We start from the raw sequence: 16254 nt of genomic DNA, 5'->3' as shown, positions 1-16254 counted from the left end.
AGTTGGGTGCATGGTGGGGAATAATGGACGGATGAAAACACAGCACATTGAGCCTTTTTTTGCGACGCTAAAAGCAGCCAATCCGCAGCCCAATACCGAGTTGGAATATACCAGCGTGTTCGAGCTATTGGCCGCTGTGCTGCTGAGTGCCCAAGCCACCGATGTGGGCGTGAACAAGGCCACGCGCAAGCTGTTTGCGGTGGCCAACACGCCGCAACAAATTTTAGATTTAGGACTCGATGGCCTAGAGCACTACATCAAGACGATTGGCCTGTACCACAGCAAAGCCAAGCACCTGATGCAAACCTGCCGCATCTTGGTGGAACAACACCATGGGGTGATTCCGCGAACGCGTGAGGCGCTCGAAGCACTTCCAGGTGTCGGTCGCAAAACGGCCAATGTGGTGCTGAATGTGGCCTTTGGCGAACCCACCATGGCGGTGGACACGCACATCTTTCGCGTGGGCAACCGCACGGGCTTGGCCCCAGGCAAAACACCGCTGGCGGTGGAGATGCAACTGATGAAGCGCATCCCGCCGCAGTACTTGGTGGACGCACACCACTGGCTCATCTTGCATGGCCGTTATGTGTGCCAAGCGCGCAAGCCGCTGTGTTGGCAATGTGGTGTGTCGGCGTTTTGTGGCTTCAAGCCTAAAACACAAAAGGCCACCTGACGGTGGCCTTGAGATCAAGTCTTGGCGAATCAATCCGCTGAGACACCCGCTTTGCGGATGATGGGACCCCACTTGTTGATTTCCAACTTGAGGTGATCTTTCAAACCATCCGCGGTCATCTTGTCTGCGGAGGGAATGTCTGAACTCAAATCAGCCAATCGCTGCTTGATGGTGGGATCAGCCATGGCGAAGCGCATCGCTGTGTTGAGTTTTTTCAGCACAGGCGCTGGCGTGCCTTTGGGCGCATACATGCCGTGCCACACCTTCACTTCAAAGCCTTTCAAGCCTTGCTCGTCCAAGGTTGGCACATTGGGCAATGCCGCCAAGCGCTTGAGCGTGGTCACACCGAACACTTTGACACGGCCATCTTTGATCATCGGCACGGTTTGTGTCGTTTGGTCACACAAGATATCCACTTGGCCACCCAGCAGGTCGTTCATGGCTGGGCCTGTGCCTTTGTAGGGGATGGTGTTGATGTTCACGCCAATCGCGCTCTTGAACATCAAGCCGCACAAGTTAGACACCGCACCCAAACCTGCATCTGCCAAAGACACTTTGCTTTCATTCGCTTTGATGTACGCGATCAACTCTTGCAAGTTGTTGGCAGGAATATCTTTACGAGCCAACAGAGTCATCGGCACATCCAGCACTTGACCGATGTATTCGAAATCAGTCAAGGGGTCGAAGTTGAGCTTGTTGTAAAGCGCAGGCGCTGTCGACATGCCCATGTGGTGCAAGAAGATGGTGTAGCCGTTGGGCGTTGCACGAGCGACCTTGGTCGCACCAATCGTGCCGCCTGCACCGTTGACGTTTTCCACCACCACCGGTTGGCCTAAAGATTTACCCATTGGAATGGCCATCATGCGAGCCACCACATCGGTGGGGCCACCTGCAGCAAAAGGCACCACCATGGTGATGGACTTGTCTGGGTAAGTTTGGGCATGGGCCAAGCCACATGCCAAAGCACAAGCGGTCAGCAGCGTTTTAATTTTTATCATCTCATCTCCTCTTTCTGAATTAGTGCAGATGATCGCCGCATCAGCGCCCTATTCGTCCCCCTAAAAACCCGCACACGCCCTCTGAAAGAGGCTGTTTTTGTCAACCAGGGGACAGTAGGGAAACACCTCAAGCTGCTTTGGGAATACTGCCCAATAAAGTTGACAAGAAATTCGTCAGGGCAAGATTTTTAGATTGCCCCTGACGCGTACAAATCAGCATTTGTCGCACAGCCCAAGGTTCGGGCAAGGGGCGGCACACCACATCACCACTCGCGGCCTTGGACAAACCCACATCTTTGGGCAGCAAGCCAACGCCTAGCCCAGACTGAACCATTTTTAAAACAGCTTCAAAGCTTCGCACTTCAACGCGCAGCTTCATCGTCTTGCCTAGATTGGTCGCCTCCATCGTCAAGAGCTTCATCAAGTTGGCGCTGCCCTCCAGCCCGATGAGGTCGTAGTCAAGCACATCACTGAAACTGAAGTTGTCTTTGTGAGCCAAAGGATGGTCGCTGCGAAACAGTGCGGCTAGGTGATCGGTCCGATAGTCAAACACCTCCAAGCCCGCCGTGAACGCACCTTTCATGATGATGCCCACATCGGCTTCGGCCGCAAGAATGGACTGCGTGATCTCGTTGCTCCACGCCTCGTGAACAATCAGCTTGTAATCCGGGTGGGCTTTTGAAAAAAGCGCCAAGTCTTCTGGCAAGCATTGCGCCATGGACGATGTCGATGCCAAAACGCGCAGCACGCCTTTGTTGCCCGCCTCGAATGCGCTCATTTCCGATTGCATTTTGTTGAGGTCGACCAACAGGTCTTTGGCATAGTGCACCAGCGCAGCCCCTGCGGGTGTGAGGTGAATGCCTTTGGAGGTGCGCTCAAAAAGAATGGTTTTGAATTTGTGCTCAAGCAACGCGATGCGGCGGCTCGCAGCGCCAAGACTCATGTGCGAGACCTCGGCTGCTTTGGTGAGGCTGCCACACTCGGCAGCTTTCACAAACAACGCTAATGAATCATTATCTGGAAGCATGACTTTTATGTACCTGTATCAGGCGTCGGCTCAACCCAATACAGACACGCAAGCCAGGCCCACGATCAAGTGCAATGCAGCATCAAAAGACAATCAAATCTCTCATCGCCTCACCCGTACTCAATCGATCAAAACCATAGTTGATCTGCTCAAGGGTCAGTCGCTCACCCATTAACTTATCGATGGGAAGTTTTCCTGCCAAGTAGAGGTCTACATAGCGAGGAATGTCTCGCTCGGGGATGCAAGAACCCACATAGCTACCTTTGACGGTTCGCTCTTCTGCGACCAAGTTTACATGCTGCAAACCCCAGGTATCGCCCGGAGGCGGCAGGCTTGCCGTGACAGTGGTTCCACCACGTCGTGTCATCCGGTAAGCGGACTCCATGGCATGCACAGAGCCTGCAAACTCAAAGGCGAAATCAACGCCGCCTTTGGTGAGCTCTTGGATTTTTTTCAACAAATCAGGATCTTTGGCATTGAATGCAGCGGTGGCGCCCAGGCTCAACGCTTGGTTCAATTTGCTTTCATGCAGATCCACAGCAATCACATGGCGCGCACCAGAAGCCAACGCGCCTAAAACGGCACAAAAACCAACGCCGCCTAAGCCAACAACAGCCGTCGAGTTGCCAGCCTTCACACCAGCCGTGTTCACCACAGCGCCCATACCCGTCAACACAGCGCAGCCAAACAATGCAGCCTCAACCGGATCAATGTCGGCTTCAATCTTCACGCATGATCTGCGTGAAACAACCGCATGGTCAGCAAATGCAGAAACGCCCACATGGTGATGAATGGGCTTGCCACCAAACCCATACAGCCTACGCGCGCCACTGAGCAGCGTGCCTTCGGTGTTGGCTTTGGCACCTGGCTCACACAAAGCAGGACGGCCTTCCATGCACATCATGCAGTGGCCACAACTCGGCACAAAGACGAGCGCAACAAGATCACCAACTTTCAAGTCGAGAACGCCCGCACCCAATCCCACCACCTCACCGGAGGCTTCGTGGCCCAAAGCCATGGGCGTGGGCCTAGGCCTCACACCGGTAATCACAGACAAATCAGAGTGACAGAGCCCCGCAGCTTTGAGCTTGATCAGCACTTCGCCGGGACCTGGATCGCGAAGATCCAACTCTTCAATGGACAAAGGCTTTGACTCCACAAAAGGAGAACTCGCACCCACGCTGTTAAGAACTGCCGCTCTGATTTTCATAACAATTACCTTTCGTGCTTTGGCTTAGTTCGCCGAGTAAGTCTTGAGTTTTTGGTCCAACAAATCAGTCTTGATTGTCTTGACCCACTCAGGTGACTTCTGACCCACAGGTGTCGTGGCGGTATCCGCAGGAATGATCATCATCTGATCCATCACTGGGAAGGGATATTTGGCGGTCTTCTTGGTCACGCCCAACAGTTGATCTTCCAAGCCTTGACCATCCGCACGCATCTTGACAGGACGACCGTAGCCTTTGAACTCAATGGTGTGCATGGCATCGGCCACTTCTTCTGTGCTGGGCCATTTTCCGCCGTTGGTTTTCATGGCTTGCTCGTAGCCTGCCTTCAAGCCTGTGATGGCTTGAACCATGTGATACACGGAGTAGATGGGGTATGTGTCAGTTTTGGCTTTGAACTTCTGCACAAATTGCTTATGGCTTGCATCGTCTTTGGTTTCTGGATGCAAGAAGTAGTGGTCACCACGTGCGCCCACGATCACGCCATCAGGCAACGTGGTACCCAAACGCTCCAACGAACTCTCGGCCAAAGGCAACACAAACTTCGATTGCTTGAACAAGCCACGCTGTGCCGATTGACGAACGAAGGTGTCAAGGTCACCGCCCCAAGAGGTAGACAAGATGACATCGGGCTTGAGCGCCGACAAACGTGAGACTTCCGTCGAGAAATCAGCCGCACCGAATTTCGGGAAGAACTCGCCCACAACCTTGACATCAGGCTTCAGTGCCATCAACGTGTTGCGGAAAATTTCCCAAGAGTCACGACCCCAAGCGTAGTCTTGGTTGACCACGGCGATGGTCTTGAAGTTAGGGTTGGTCTTGAGCAAGTAAACAACCGTGGCCACCATTTCTGTGGTGGCATTCGCTTGCGTACGCACGACGTAGCGGAACTTCTTTTCTTCCAGAAGCTTCTCAGTGCCGCAGTCCCACATCACGTTCAGAACTTTCAAGTCTTCCGCAACGGGTGCAACGATGTTGCAGTTGCCACTGGAGATGGCCGAGAACATGGTGCGCACACCTTGGTCTTGCACCACGCGGCGGTATTCGGACAAGAGCTTGTCGCCACCCAAACCTTCATCAATAAAGACTGGTGAAATCTTCACGCCGGCAATGCCACCCTTGGCATTGATGTCATCGATCATGAGCTCAGCAGCCGCCTTTGCGGGCACACCAAACACAGAGGCAGGGCCCGACAAGAACGTCGTAATGCCCACTTTGATCTCGGCTGGCTTTTGCTGCGCAAAAGTCAATCCAGACAACATCAAGGCACTCAACAGCACCGTTGCTTTTTTCGCAATTTTCATCTTCATGATTTATCTCCTTTTATGAATGAACCACTAACCCAAATTACACAGTCCGACCACCATCCACAGGCAACTCAACGCCTGTAAAAAACTCTGCTTCTGGACTTGCCAAGAAGAGCGCTGCCGCCGCCACATCGCTTGGCAACGAGAAACGACCCAATGGAATAGAGCCCAAAAATTTGGCTCTGTTTTCTGGCGTGTCTGGCATACCCATGAATTGCGTGAACATGCCGGTCTCACCCATGACGGGGCAGATCGCATTGACACGAATTTTTTCTGGGCCCAGTTCAACAGCCATCGACTTTGAAATGATGTTCACCGCGGCCTTAGAGCCGTTGTACCAAGTCAGGCCTGGACGCGGACGGATACCCGCCACCGAACCGACGTTCAAAATGACGCCGCCACCGTTCTTGCGCATTTGCGGCACAGCGGCATGCGCCATATGGAAAATTGATTTCACGTTGATGTCGTACACACGGTCAAACTCAGCTTCCGTGACTTCAAGCATCGGCTTGTTCAAATGCGTCACGCCGGCGTTGTTCACCACGATGTCGGGAATACCAAATGTTTGCACCGTGTACGCCACCAGCGCTTTCACACTGTCTGCGTTGGAAACGTCGCAGGTGAAGGCACTCGCAGAGGCTCCCAATTTGTCAGCCACGGCCTTCGCGGCATCACCGCGAATGTCCGCCACGATGACTTTGGCGCCCTCTTTCACGTAAAGCTCAGCAATGCCTTCACCGAAGCCGCCGCCGGCCCCTGTCACGATGGCCACTTTGTTTTTTAATTTACCCATGTTTGTCCCCTGTTTTATCCGTGATAGTTGATGACTGTTTTGGTTGTGCTGACTTCTTCAAGTGCCAAGAATCCTTTTTCACGACCGTGGCCGCTGCGCTTGACACCGCCAAAAGGCAGCTCCACACCACCGCCTGCGCCAAACGCATTGATGTACACCTGACCTGCTTTGATTGCCTTTGACACACGTTGCTGACGACCACCGTTTTCGGTCCAAACAGCGGCCATCAAGCCAAAGTCCGTGCCATTGGCCAACGCAATGCCTTCAGCCTCTGTGTCGAACGACATGGCCGCCAAAACGGGGCCAAAGATTTCTTCTTGTGCACAACGATGGTTGGCTGGCACATTGCCTAGCAACGTGGGTGTGACGTAGTAGCCTTCTTTTGGCAGACCTGGTGAAAGCACACCCTGAGCCACCATCTCAATCCCAGACTTCTCGGCCTCTTTCAAAAAGTACGCCACGCGATCACGCTGCGCGATATTCACCACAGGGCCGCAGTCCAAATCCATGTCAGGCGTGCCGACTTTGATTTGGGCAAATTGCTTGGCCAGCCTGTCCATGATTTCTGGGTAAATGCTTTTTTGCACGATCAAGCGGCTGCCCGCCGTGCAGGTTTGGCCGGTGTTGGCAATGATTCCGCGCGTGATGATTGGCACGGCACGATCAAGGTCTGCATCGCCAAACACCACATGCGGTGATTTACCACCCAGTTCGAGCACGCATTTGATGACGTTCTTGGCGGCAGCCTTTTGAATCAGCACCCCAACTTCGTTCGAACCCGTGAATGAAATGAAGTTAATGCCAGGGTGCTCAGACAGTGCAGCGCCCGCCTCTTCGCCCAAACCGGTCACGATGTTGATGGCACCGTCTGGGAAGCCAACATCTCTGGCCAGTTCCGCCACACGAATGGGGGTCAAGCACGCATCTTCAGCGGGCTTCACAACCACCGCATTGCCCATGGCCAATGCAGGCGCGATGCTTCGGCCCAACATTTGTGCTGGGTAGTTCCAAGGAATGATGTGTGCTGTGACGCCCAGTGGCTCACGCAACACGTTGACCGTGTAACCATCCAAGAATGGCAACACCAAACCGTGAATCTTGTCCGCGCCTGAACCATAAAACTCAAAGTAACGCGCCAAAACCGTGATGTCGGTTTTAGCCGTCGTCATCGGCTTGCCCGTATCACGGGCTTCCAGCGCGGCGAGCTCGGCGTGATGCTCAAGGACTTTCTCGCCCAACTTCATGAGCAAGCGACCGCGCTCAAGCGCTGTCATTTTTCCCCAGGCAGAGTCCAACGCCTTGTTTGCGGCATTCACCGCCAGATCCACATCGGCCTTTTCGCCTCTGGGAATTTCTTCGAATTTTTGACCATCGACGGGTGAAAGAACATCTAACACCTTGCCGGACAGTGCATTGACAGACTGTCCATTGATAAACATTTTTGTCATGGGGTTTGCCTCAAACTTTCTTTAGTGAATGGCTTCAACAAATGAGCCGCGCTCAATCGTCAAAATTTGGTTGGGAATATCGGTCAACAACGCCGAGTTGGATTCGGTGATGACCACGGATAGATCTGGACGGCTTGTGCGAAGTCGTCCCAATGCTTCTGAATATTGAAGAGCCAGCGCAGGTGCCAAACCTTGAAACGGCTCATCCAACAACACGATGGCGCTGCCCACCATCAAGGCACGCCCCAGCGCCACCATCTTGCCTTGGCCGCCAGACAAGGCAGCACCCGAGCGCGAGAGCATGGGTTTCAACTGCGGCACAACATCCAACACATGCGCGAGTCGTTCTTCCACCTCTTGGCTTGATAACTGAAGAATTTCGCAAGGAAGCTCCAAGTTTTCTTGAACAGAAAGTGTTGGAAAGATCACGCGGTCTTCGGGTGCGTAACCAATGCCGAGGCTGGTTCGCAAATGCGCCGCAGAACGCATCAGGTTGTGTTCATCCAAATGCATTTCGCCCGAGGTGGCTGGGATGAGGCCCATGATGCTGCGCAACAAGGTGGTCTTACCCGCGCCATTGCGACCCACGATCGCAATGGTCGTCCCCGCGTGAATGTCTAAGGACAAAGACCGCAGGATGGGAGACCCCGCAAGCGACACGCACAAGTTTTCAATTTTTAGCATGTCAAATCTCCTAAAACTTCTTTTCGAACTTGGAGATTTTTCAGTACCTCATCGGGAGAGCCATCGGCTGCAATCTTTCCTGAAATCCAAGCGGCCACGCGCGTTGCATATTTCGAGACGATGTCCACATCGTGCTCAACAAACCAACTGGTGACTTTGCGTTCTTCTAGGGCTTGCATCACCAAGGCCATCAAATCGTGCTTGTCTTCGGACGAGACACCGCTGGTGGGCTCATCCATGATGATGAGCTTGGGGCGCAGCATGAGTGCCATGGCCACATCCAACAGCTTTTTATGGCCTTCGGGCAAGGCGCCTGAAATTTCGTTCGCCTTGTCACGAAGCCCCACCAACTCCATCGTTTCAATGATTTCATGGCGATCCACAGATGCCGACAAGGATTTCAAAAGCGAGAGGTTGCCATTTCTAGCAGCCGCAGCAATTTCCAAGCACTCTTGCACCGTGTGTTCAACAAACAATTGGGGGAGCTGAAACGAGCGTCCGAGCCCCAAACGAACAATGCTTCTTGGCGTTTTGCCCGTGATGTCGGTGCCGTTGAAAAGTATCTGTCCAGAGGTCGGCTTGAGGTAGCCCGTGCAAATGTTGATGAACGTGGTTTTTCCTGCGCCGTTTTGGCCAATCACCGCCAAACGTTCACCTTCGTTGAGTTCAAAATTGATGTGGTCAGCCGCGATGACGCCACCGAACGCCAGATTGACATCCTTTGCCAGCAAGATTGGACGACTCATATTTGCGCTCCCTTTTTTTCTTTTCGCTTCTCAAGCGCACCAATGATTCCATCGGGTGCAACCACAATCACGACCAACAGCGTGAACCCCAACAGCAGTTGCCACACACCCGCCATGTAGGCCGACGCGGTGAGCTTGACGGCTTCAAAAATGGCAGCTCCCACGAACGCGCCGAGTGAATGGCTCACGCCCCCCAAAATCGTGATGAACACCAGCTCTCCTGAGCGGGTCCACGAACCGATGTCAGGCGTCACCAAACCTTGCGCCAACGCAAAGATGGCACCTGACAAGCTGACAAACAAACCAGAAATCACGTAGCCCACCCACAGCACGCGGTGGGCGGAGAGCCCCAAATATTCGAGTCGCGTCTCGTTGCTCTTGAGGCCTAACAATGCCTCACCCGATCCAGATTTGATGAACCGTTGGTAGAACCATCCAGCAAGCAGCGACATGACCAAGGTGAACACCAGCAGAATGGTTTCAAACTCGTTGCGCTCTGTCACAAAGCCCAAGAAGGCTGGGCGGTCCACACGGATTCCGTCGGTCCCGCCGGTGAGTGAATACAACTTGCCCAACAAGGCCACGATCACCATGCTGACCGCGAGGTTCAACATGCCAAAAAAGATGCCGCGATAGCGCACGATGAACAAGCCTGTCACTGCGGCAAACAGCGTGGAGATGACCGTGCCCGCCAAGATCAACACCAGCCCATCAGCGGCAGGGAACGCTTTGGCAACAAATGCAACAGCGTAAGCCGCAACACACGCAAACATGGCGTGACCAAAAGAAACCTGGCCAGACCTTGCTGGCAAGGCCACGCCTAAGGACGCAAGCCCGTAACAAAGCCCCAAGATGACGATTGTTTTAGACCAAGGGAACATGAGCCCCAAAGTAAGCACAACGCATGCGAGAACGAAGGAAATTAAACCGAACTTCATCAGATTCTCCGAGATTGGGCGACGGTGAAAAGCCCGTTTGGACGCACCAGTAAAACGACCAGCATGATGATGTAAGGCATGGCCACTTCAAACTCAGGCGCGATGTACACCGCGATGGATCGGGCCATACCGATCATGAGTGACGTGATCAAAGCACCCGTGATTTGCCCCAGACCTGCGGTGGCCACCACCGTGAAGGACACAACAATCATTTCGGCGCCAATCCCTGGCGACAACGACGAAACCGGCACAGCCAATGCACCACCCAGTGCGCCAAAAATCGCGCCCAAGACGAACACCAAGGTGGCGATTTTTTTAACGTTGACACCCATAGCGGTGGCCACTTCACGGTGATGCGTGATCGCCACCGTTTGTTTTCCTAAAGAGGTTTTCTTGAGGAAAAAGTTCAGACCGAAATAGCTGACCAATGCAATGCCAGGAATGACCAGCACCTGATAAACCGTATAAGTCACGTCAAAAAATTCAACCGTCCCCAGCCGCGTCACCAGCTCGCCCGCTGAATACGGCGATGTGCCCCAAATGAGTTTTTGCACATCTTCAAAAATCACAAAAGCGGCGAATGTCACCAACAACTGAATGACGGGGTCTTTCTTTTGGAAATACCGCAGAAGCGCCACTTCCAAGATCAAGCCAACCACAACGCCCACCACAATGGCAGCAGTGAGCAACGACAAGAACAAAACAGGCGTCGAGGCGAAGTCATGTCGCATCACAAAGCTGGTGATGCTTGCAGCGGAATAGCCGCCAAACGCATACAAGCTGCCATGTGCGATGTTCAGAACGCCCAAAACACCAAAAATCAGCGTCAACCCAAGGGACACCAAGAAAAGCAAACCGGCATAAGAAATGCCGTCTGCCACGCCCAGTAATAGTGTGTCTAAATTCATTGAATACCTGCTTGTTGAAGTACGAGTTTGGCCATGAGGACCACTGGACGATCCACCATTTTTCCGTCCAGTTGCACGGCGCCGCCAGCGGCATTGGCATCGGCCAGCACAATCGCTTTGGCTTTTTCTATGTCAGCGTCTGAGGGACGAAAGCCTGCAATGACTGGGTCCACTTGTGCGGGATGGATGCAAAGTTTGGCAGTGAAGCCCAGTCGCTTGCCCCGGGCAATGTCACCTTGGATGATCTGATCAGATGTCAGGTTGACGGTGACACCATCAATGGGCGCAGCAAGTTCAAACAGTCGACTCATCACCGTCATCTGGTAGCGCAAAGGAAGAAGCTCCAGCTCGTCAGCGCCGCACGCCATGCCTAAGTTGGCCTGCAAATCGATGTTCCCCAATGTCAACCGAACCACCGAGGGGTGCGAGGCAATGTCTTTCATTTGGTCAATGCCTTGCGCGCTTTCGATCATCGGAATGATCCAAACGGGTCGCTGCAATTTGCTCTCGATCTCAGCCAGTTGCGCCTTGGATTCAGCCTTGGGCAGAAGCACCGCGTTGATCCCTAGCTTTTTCACCAGCTCAAGGTCTTCATGGAAAAAGGGCGTGCCATAGGCGTTGATGCGCAACACGATGCGACTCGAAAACTCTTTGAGCAAGTCAGGGAGCATCTCCAACAACATGAGGCGCGCCTCCTGCTTTTGCGCCAGAGGCACCGCATCTTCCAGGTCAATGATGACCGCGTGCGCATGGGTTGCCAGTGCTTTGGAAAATCGCTCGGGGCGATTGCCCGGAACAAAGAGGAAGGCTTGCGCACTGCTCAATGCGTCCTTCAGTCGTTTGAAGGCGGTCATGGCAGAAGCGCCCCCACGTGTTGGGCCGACTCGATGTGCCAGAGCGCATCTATGGCCTGCTTGAGTTCATCGCGGGTGGCGCCGTGTGAGTACACGCCAATGCGCATGGCTTTTTCTTCAATCTCATCGCGCGACAGCGTATTGCCAGGATCGCCTTTGGGTTCATCGACGCGGCCTGCAAAGACGTGTCCGGCATTTGTTTCGACCGTCACTTTGCCAATCCAACGGTTGGGGTATGCGGCATCGACCTCGTCATCCAAAACCATGACGACCCGATCTCTGAGATCGGTGATTTCTGGCTTTTTGAAGTCTTGGTCAAACTCACTCAATCCGGCAAAACCATGTTTTGCGGCAAGAGACAACACGGTGCCCATTGAAAACTTAGATTGATGCACGGTGGCAGGATCAACGACAGGGCCAAGCACATCGATCGCACCTTGGTGGACGTGCGTCGTGACTTTCTTCAAATCGCTGATGGTCAGATGGTGGTCGCGCATCACTTGCAGCAACGCATCTGCCGCAGGGTGTGTGTGGCGGCAAGAGGCATGAAACTTGAACGATGTTTCAACGGTGGCCCATCGGCTGCCGAGTCGGTCTGTGAGCTTGGTCACGTCCGCATCGGTGGACATGCCCGCAGCCATGCCTTGCTTGCCTTCGAGAATTTGCTGCGCGCCCGTGAAGCCATCTTTGGCCAAATAGGCCGACATCAAGCCCGTGCCAGCCGCATGCGCTGTGTGCAGTTGTTTTGAATCGGCGGCATCTCGCAAAAATTCCCACAAACCAGCGGCTTGCGTGCCAGCCGATCCAAACGCATGCAGCATTTGACTAGGCGTCAAATTGAGCAGACGACCCACAGCCGCTGCCGCCGCAATGCTGCCAGCGGTTCCTGTGGTGTGAAAAATTCTGTAGTGTGAGCGGCCCAAAAACTCGCCCACTCGGATGCCCACTTCGTAACCCACGATGGATGCCACGAGCAAGTCTTGCCCAGAAGCACCCATGGCTTGGGCCACGGCCACAGCGGGTGAAAAGACGACGGTTGCCGGATGGAAAACGGATCCGTTGTGAACGTCGTCTTGCTCCACCACATGCGATGCCGCCGCGTTGGCCATGGCGGCAAAGTAAGGCGTGCTGCGTTTGCGGTTGTAAAGAATTTCTGAAGGACCAGTACCAGGCCCCATTTTTTCAATGAATGTGCCAATGGTTTCAACAGCACGCGCGCCTTTTCCAGCAACCGCAGAGCCAAACCAATCCACCAACAGGTCTTCTGTTTTGCGCAAAACATGAGGCGGAATATCACGGGCTTGCAGCTGCGCGGCAAACGTTGCGAGCTGCTGGCTTGGGAAAGTTTTGTCCATGGCTTAGATCGCTCCGACTTGTTTCATCTCAGCAATGACCGAGGCACTGAGCCCCAGCTCTTTGAGGATCGTTTCTGTGTGCTGCCCAACTGCGGGGATGGCATCCATGCGGTAGGTGTACTCGTTGTTCACGCCCGGCGGCAAGAGCGCAGGCACGTCCCCCACGGGAGACTCCACGTATTGCCAACGATGGCGCGCACCCAGTTGGGGGTGGTCCCAAACGTCTTTCATCTCATTCATGCGCGCGTTGGCAATCTTGGCGTCATCCAACCGGGCTTCGACTTCCGTGATGCTTAGTGTTTGAAAGCATGCATCAATGATGGCTTTCAGCGCGGTTCTGCCTTCATGGCGTTTTGTGTTGCTGTTGAAACGCGCATCGGTTGCCAGCGACGAATCGCGCAACACCTTCTCGCAAAAGACTTGCCACTCGCGCTCGTTTTGAAGACCCAAAATAACGGTTGCTCCGCCCCCCACGGGGAATGGACCATACGGATAAATGGTGGCGTGCGATGCGCCGGATCTGGCAGGCGGCTCGGCACCGTTGAAAGCGTAATAGAGAGGAAAGCTCATCCACTCACCCAGGGCTTCGAGCATGGAGACATCAATGTGTGAGCCATGGCCTGTTTTTTCGCGCAACAACAAGGCAGAAAGAATGTTGGTGTAGGCGTACATGCCAGCCGCAATGTCTGCGATGGAACACCCAGCTTTTGAGGGACTGTCTGGGGTGCCGGTGACAGATAAAAACCCCGCCTCGCTTTGAATCAACAGGTCGTACGCTTTTTTGTCGCGGTACGGCCCGTAATTGCCGTAGCCTGAGATGTCACACACGATCAAACGTGGGTTGATTTTTTTCAAATCTTCCGCAGACAAGCCCAGCCTTGCGGTGGCACCAGGTGCCAAGTTCTGAACAAACACGTCCGCTGTTTCAAGCAACTTCAAAAGCGCGTCCATCGCTTGTCCGTGCTTGATGTCTAACGTCAAACTTTCTTTGGAACGGTTGGTCCAAGTGAAGTGCGAAGACATGCCGTTCACGCGCTGGTCATACCCTCTGGCGAAATCGCCAACTTCGGGTCTTTCAACTTTGATGACACGCGCCCCCAAATCAGCGAGCTGTCGTGTGCAAAACGGTGCGGCAATGGCGTGCTCTAAAGACACGACGGTGATGTGATCGAGAGGTCGTTTCATGTTGCGGCTCAAAACGAACGCGGCAGTCCGAGCAAATGCTCTGCCACATAGGAATAAATCAGATTTGTGGAAATCGGTGCCACTTGGTACAAGCGCGTCTCGCGGAACTTGCGCTCCACGTCGTACTCGCACGCAAAGCCAAAACCACCGTGGGTTTGCAAACAGACATTGGCCGCTTCCCACGACGCTTTGGCTGCCAGGTACTTGGCCATGTTGGCCTCTGCGCCGCAAGGTTTGCCAGCATCAAACAACTCGCAGGCTTTGAAGCGCATGAGGTTGGCAGCTTCGGTTTCGATGTAACTGTCTGCGATGGGAAATTGAATGCCTTGGTTTTGACCAATCGCGCGACCAAACACGGTGCGGTCGGTGGCGTAACGGCGAGCGCGCTCGATGAACCAATAGGCGTCGCCAATGCACTCGGCGGCAATCAAGGTGCGTTCAGCGTTCAGGCCATCCAAGATGTATTTGAAGCCCTTGCCTTCTTCGCCAATCAAATTCTCGACAGGGATTTCAAGGTTGTCGAAAAACACTTCGTTGGTTTCGTGGTTCACCATGTTGCGAATGGGTTTGACGGTCATGCCGTTGCCAATCGCCTGTTTCAAATCCACGATGAAGATCGACATGCCTTCACTCTTGCGCGTCACATCTGCGAGGGGTGTGGTGCGCGCCAGCAAAATCATCAAGTCGGAATGTTGAATGCGTGAAATCCAAACTTTTTGGCCATTCACCACATAACGGTCGCCCTTTTTCACGGCCGTGGTTTTGAGTTGTGTGGTGTCCGTCCCTGTGGTGGGTTCGGTCACGGCCATGGACTGCAAACGTAATTCGCCCGTCGCAATCTTGGGTAAGTACAACTCTTTTTGCACTTGGGAGCCATGGCGCAACAGCGTGCCCATGTTGTACATCTGGCCGTGGCATGAGCCTGCATTGCCACCCGCGAAGTTGATCTCTTCCATGATGACCGAAGCTTCAGCCAACCCCAAACCCGAGCCACCGTACTCGGCCGGAATCAAGGCAGCCAGCCAGCCAGCCTCGGTGAGTGCGTTGACAAACGCTTCGGGGTAGCCCCGCTCGTCGTCTACTTTTTGCCAGTACGCAGAATCAAAACTGCCGCACATGGCGCGCAGTGCTTCGCGCAATTCTTGATGCGCATCGGGGGTAGGGATTTGGGTTTTCATCAAGATTTCAAAATTAAATTAAACGAGTTCAGCGGTGGCTTGCATGGTCAGCCAGCCTTCATGGTCTTGCGCCCACAGGCGCACGTGCTTGCCATCGACTTGTGGCTGACCACTGACGCGCACATGGCGCTGGTCGGCACACTCGAACGTGGGACGCAGCGCTTTGAACTCAAAGCGTCGGATCGGACGGTCGGTATGTCGGCGCACCAAATCAACCAACCACGTGGCAATCAAGGGGCCATGAACAATGAGGCCGGGATAGCCTTCGACCTCAGTCACGTATTTGCGGTCGTAATGAATGCGGTGGCCGTTAAAGGTGAGCGCTGAGTAGCGAAACAGCAGCACATCATCTGGAATGACATCGCGTGTCCATAACTCACCCGTGGGCTCGCCTTGCGTTGCCAGGGTTGCCGCCGCAATGGGCGCGGGCACCGGGTCACCGGGCTGTGCGGCGGGTCGATACACAATGTCGTGCTCTTCTGTCAGGCACAAGCCTTGCGCGTTGTGCACTTCATGTTTGACGAGGACAAAAAGCAAATCGCCGGAGCGGCCCGATTTGTGTGTGACGGACTCAATGGTGGACACGCGTTTGACGGCATCGCCCACTTTCAGCGGAGCGTGCCATTGCAAACGCCCACCTGCCCACATGCGACGCGGCAGCGGCACGGGTGGCAAAAAACCACCCCGCTTGGCATGGCCATCCTCACCAATTTGGGATTGCTTCGCAGCAGGCAAAAAGTACAACCAATGCCACAGCGCAGGAAGCGCGTCCCCAGGCATGGGCAATGGGTCATCTCTGTCTAAGGTTGCGGACAAGGCACGCACAGGGGCCGCAGAGATTTCATCATTCAATGTCTCTTGCTTGCCGACCCATGTCGTTAGCAAATTCATGTCGAGCTTTGTTGTCATGGCCGCCATCATTACGGCAAAACCA

The 16254-nt window shown here is 54.1% G+C and carries 16 protein-coding genes; 1 reads left to right on the top strand and 15 read right to left on the bottom strand.

Annotation, left to right across the window (positions count from 1 at the left end; genetic code table 11):
- The first annotated feature begins 31 nt into the window (after positions 1-31).
- Complete coding sequence (gene nth, locus QMG15_RS04280) at positions 32-673, top strand: endonuclease III (protein ID WP_281789659.1); 642 nt, start codon at positions 32-34, stop codon at positions 671-673.
- Positions 674-702: 29 nt separating this feature from the next.
- On the opposite strand, the gene QMG15_RS04275 is transcribed toward nth, so the two are convergent.
- From QMG15_RS04275 to QMG15_RS04205, 15 genes are all read right to left on the bottom strand, one after another.
- Positions 703-1671 (bottom strand): tripartite tricarboxylate transporter substrate binding protein BugD, encoded by a 969-nt coding sequence (locus QMG15_RS04275; RefSeq protein ID WP_281789658.1) that lies wholly within the window; start codon positions 1669-1671, stop codon positions 703-705.
- Between the two features lie 127 nt (positions 1672-1798).
- Positions 1799-2698 carry a LysR family transcriptional regulator gene (locus QMG15_RS04270; protein WP_281789657.1) on the bottom strand — a complete coding sequence of 300 codons (900 nt, stop codon included), beginning with the start codon at positions 2696-2698 and terminating at the stop codon, positions 1799-1801.
- An 82-nt stretch (positions 2699-2780) separates the two neighbouring features.
- The gene (locus tag QMG15_RS04265) at positions 2781-3908 is read right to left on the bottom strand and encodes a zinc-dependent alcohol dehydrogenase family protein (protein WP_108359061.1); all 1128 of its coding nucleotides are present in this window, start codon (positions 3906-3908) and stop codon (positions 2781-2783) included.
- A 24-nt stretch (positions 3909-3932) separates the two neighbouring features.
- The gene (locus tag QMG15_RS04260; RefSeq protein ID WP_281790078.1) at positions 3933-5228 is read right to left on the bottom strand and encodes an ABC transporter substrate-binding protein; all 1296 of its coding nucleotides are present in this window, start codon (positions 5226-5228) and stop codon (positions 3933-3935) included.
- A 43-nt stretch (positions 5229-5271) separates the two neighbouring features.
- Entirely contained in the window at positions 5272-6024 is a 753-nt protein-coding gene (locus QMG15_RS04255; RefSeq protein WP_281789656.1) for an SDR family oxidoreductase, read from the bottom strand.
- Between the two features lie 14 nt (positions 6025-6038).
- Positions 6039-7472 carry an aldehyde dehydrogenase family protein gene (locus tag QMG15_RS04250; RefSeq protein WP_281789655.1) on the bottom strand — a complete coding sequence of 478 codons (1434 nt, stop codon included), beginning with the start codon at positions 7470-7472 and terminating at the stop codon, positions 6039-6041.
- 21 nt (positions 7473-7493) lie between these two features.
- Complete coding sequence (locus tag QMG15_RS04245) at positions 7494-8156, bottom strand: ATP-binding cassette domain-containing protein (protein WP_281789654.1); 663 nt, start codon at positions 8154-8156, stop codon at positions 7494-7496.
- Positions 8150-8902: an ATP-binding cassette domain-containing protein gene (locus tag QMG15_RS04240; RefSeq protein WP_281789653.1), complete on the bottom strand. Its 753-nt coding sequence runs from the start codon at positions 8900-8902 to the stop codon at positions 8150-8152. The genes QMG15_RS04245 and QMG15_RS04240 overlap by 7 nt, the downstream gene beginning before the upstream one ends.
- Positions 8899-9783, bottom strand: coding sequence for a branched-chain amino acid ABC transporter permease (locus tag QMG15_RS04235; protein ID WP_281790077.1), 885 nt, complete (start codon positions 9781-9783; stop codon positions 8899-8901). The genes QMG15_RS04240 and QMG15_RS04235 overlap by 4 nt, the downstream gene beginning before the upstream one ends.
- Positions 9784-9839: 56 nt before the next feature.
- The gene (locus QMG15_RS04230) at positions 9840-10748 is read right to left on the bottom strand and encodes a branched-chain amino acid ABC transporter permease (protein ID WP_108359067.1); all 909 of its coding nucleotides are present in this window, start codon (positions 10746-10748) and stop codon (positions 9840-9842) included.
- The gene (locus QMG15_RS04225) at positions 10745-11602 is read right to left on the bottom strand and encodes a CoA ester lyase (RefSeq protein WP_281789652.1); all 858 of its coding nucleotides are present in this window, start codon (positions 11600-11602) and stop codon (positions 10745-10747) included. Before QMG15_RS04225 ends, QMG15_RS04230 begins: the two co-directional genes overlap by 4 nt.
- Positions 11599-12957, bottom strand: coding sequence for an MmgE/PrpD family protein (locus QMG15_RS04220; RefSeq protein ID WP_281789651.1), 1359 nt, complete (start codon positions 12955-12957; stop codon positions 11599-11601). The genes QMG15_RS04225 and QMG15_RS04220 overlap by 4 nt, the downstream gene beginning before the upstream one ends.
- A 3-nt stretch (positions 12958-12960) precedes the next feature.
- On the bottom strand, positions 12961-14142 hold the full coding sequence (locus tag QMG15_RS04215; protein ID WP_281789650.1) for a CaiB/BaiF CoA-transferase family protein: 1182 nt from the start codon (positions 14140-14142) through the stop codon (positions 12961-12963).
- A gap of 8 nt (positions 14143-14150) precedes the next feature.
- Positions 14151-15320 carry an acyl-CoA dehydrogenase family protein gene (locus QMG15_RS04210; protein WP_108359071.1) on the bottom strand — a complete coding sequence of 390 codons (1170 nt, stop codon included), beginning with the start codon at positions 15318-15320 and terminating at the stop codon, positions 14151-14153.
- 18 nt (positions 15321-15338) lie between these two features.
- Entirely contained in the window at positions 15339-16238 is a 900-nt protein-coding gene (locus QMG15_RS04205; RefSeq protein WP_281790076.1) for a MaoC family dehydratase N-terminal domain-containing protein, read from the bottom strand.
- Positions 16239-16254 lie beyond the last annotated feature (16 nt).

Origin of the sequence: Limnohabitans sp. INBF002, assembly GCF_027924905.1 — a bacterium.
Classification (GTDB): Bacteria; Pseudomonadota; Gammaproteobacteria; order Burkholderiales; family Burkholderiaceae_C; genus Limnohabitans.
Note: the sequence above shows the minus strand (reverse complement) of the source record. Positions and strands in the feature narration are given on the sequence as shown.

What these genes read in the sequence shown, in the direction of transcription:
- QMG15_RS04270 (WP_281789657.1), bottom strand. Translation starts at nt 2,698, where the DNA reads ATGCTTCCAGATAATGATTCATTAGCGTTGTTTGTGAAAGCTGCCGAG.
- QMG15_RS04235 (WP_281790077.1), bottom strand. Translation starts at nt 9,783, where the DNA reads ATGTTCCCTTGGTCTAAAACAATCGTCATCTTGGGGCTTTGTTACGGG.
- QMG15_RS04265 (WP_108359061.1), bottom strand. Translation starts at nt 3,908, where the DNA reads ATGAAAATCAGAGCGGCAGTTCTTAACAGCGTGGGTGCGAGTTCTCCT.
- QMG15_RS04245 (WP_281789654.1), bottom strand. Translation starts at nt 8,156, where the DNA reads ATGCTAAAAATTGAAAACTTGTGCGTGTCGCTTGCGGGGTCTCCCATC.
- nth (WP_281789659.1), top strand. Translation starts at nt 32, where the DNA reads ATGAAAACACAGCACATTGAGCCTTTTTTTGCGACGCTAAAAGCAGCC.
- QMG15_RS04260 (WP_281790078.1), bottom strand. Translation starts at nt 5,228, where the DNA reads ATGAAAATTGCGAAAAAAGCAACGGTGCTGTTGAGTGCCTTGATGTTG.
- QMG15_RS04215 (WP_281789650.1), bottom strand. Translation starts at nt 14,142, where the DNA reads ATGAAACGACCTCTCGATCACATCACCGTCGTGTCTTTAGAGCACGCC.
- QMG15_RS04205 (WP_281790076.1), bottom strand. Translation starts at nt 16,238, where the DNA reads ATGGCGGCCATGACAACAAAGCTCGACATGAATTTGCTAACGACATGG.
- QMG15_RS04255 (WP_281789656.1), bottom strand. Translation starts at nt 6,024, where the DNA reads ATGGGTAAATTAAAAAACAAAGTGGCCATCGTGACAGGGGCCGGCGGC.
- QMG15_RS04220 (WP_281789651.1), bottom strand. Translation starts at nt 12,957, where the DNA reads ATGGACAAAACTTTCCCAAGCCAGCAGCTCGCAACGTTTGCCGCGCAG.
- QMG15_RS04210 (WP_108359071.1), bottom strand. Translation starts at nt 15,320, where the DNA reads ATGAAAACCCAAATCCCTACCCCCGATGCGCATCAAGAATTGCGCGAA.
- QMG15_RS04275 (WP_281789658.1), bottom strand. Translation starts at nt 1,671, where the DNA reads ATGATAAAAATTAAAACGCTGCTGACCGCTTGTGCTTTGGCATGTGGC.
- QMG15_RS04240 (WP_281789653.1), bottom strand. Translation starts at nt 8,902, where the DNA reads ATGAGTCGTCCAATCTTGCTGGCAAAGGATGTCAATCTGGCGTTCGGT.
- QMG15_RS04230 (WP_108359067.1), bottom strand. Translation starts at nt 10,748, where the DNA reads ATGAATTTAGACACACTATTACTGGGCGTGGCAGACGGCATTTCTTAT.
- QMG15_RS04250 (WP_281789655.1), bottom strand. Translation starts at nt 7,472, where the DNA reads ATGACAAAAATGTTTATCAATGGACAGTCTGTCAATGCACTGTCCGGC.
- QMG15_RS04225 (WP_281789652.1), bottom strand. Translation starts at nt 11,602, where the DNA reads ATGACCGCCTTCAAACGACTGAAGGACGCATTGAGCAGTGCGCAAGCC.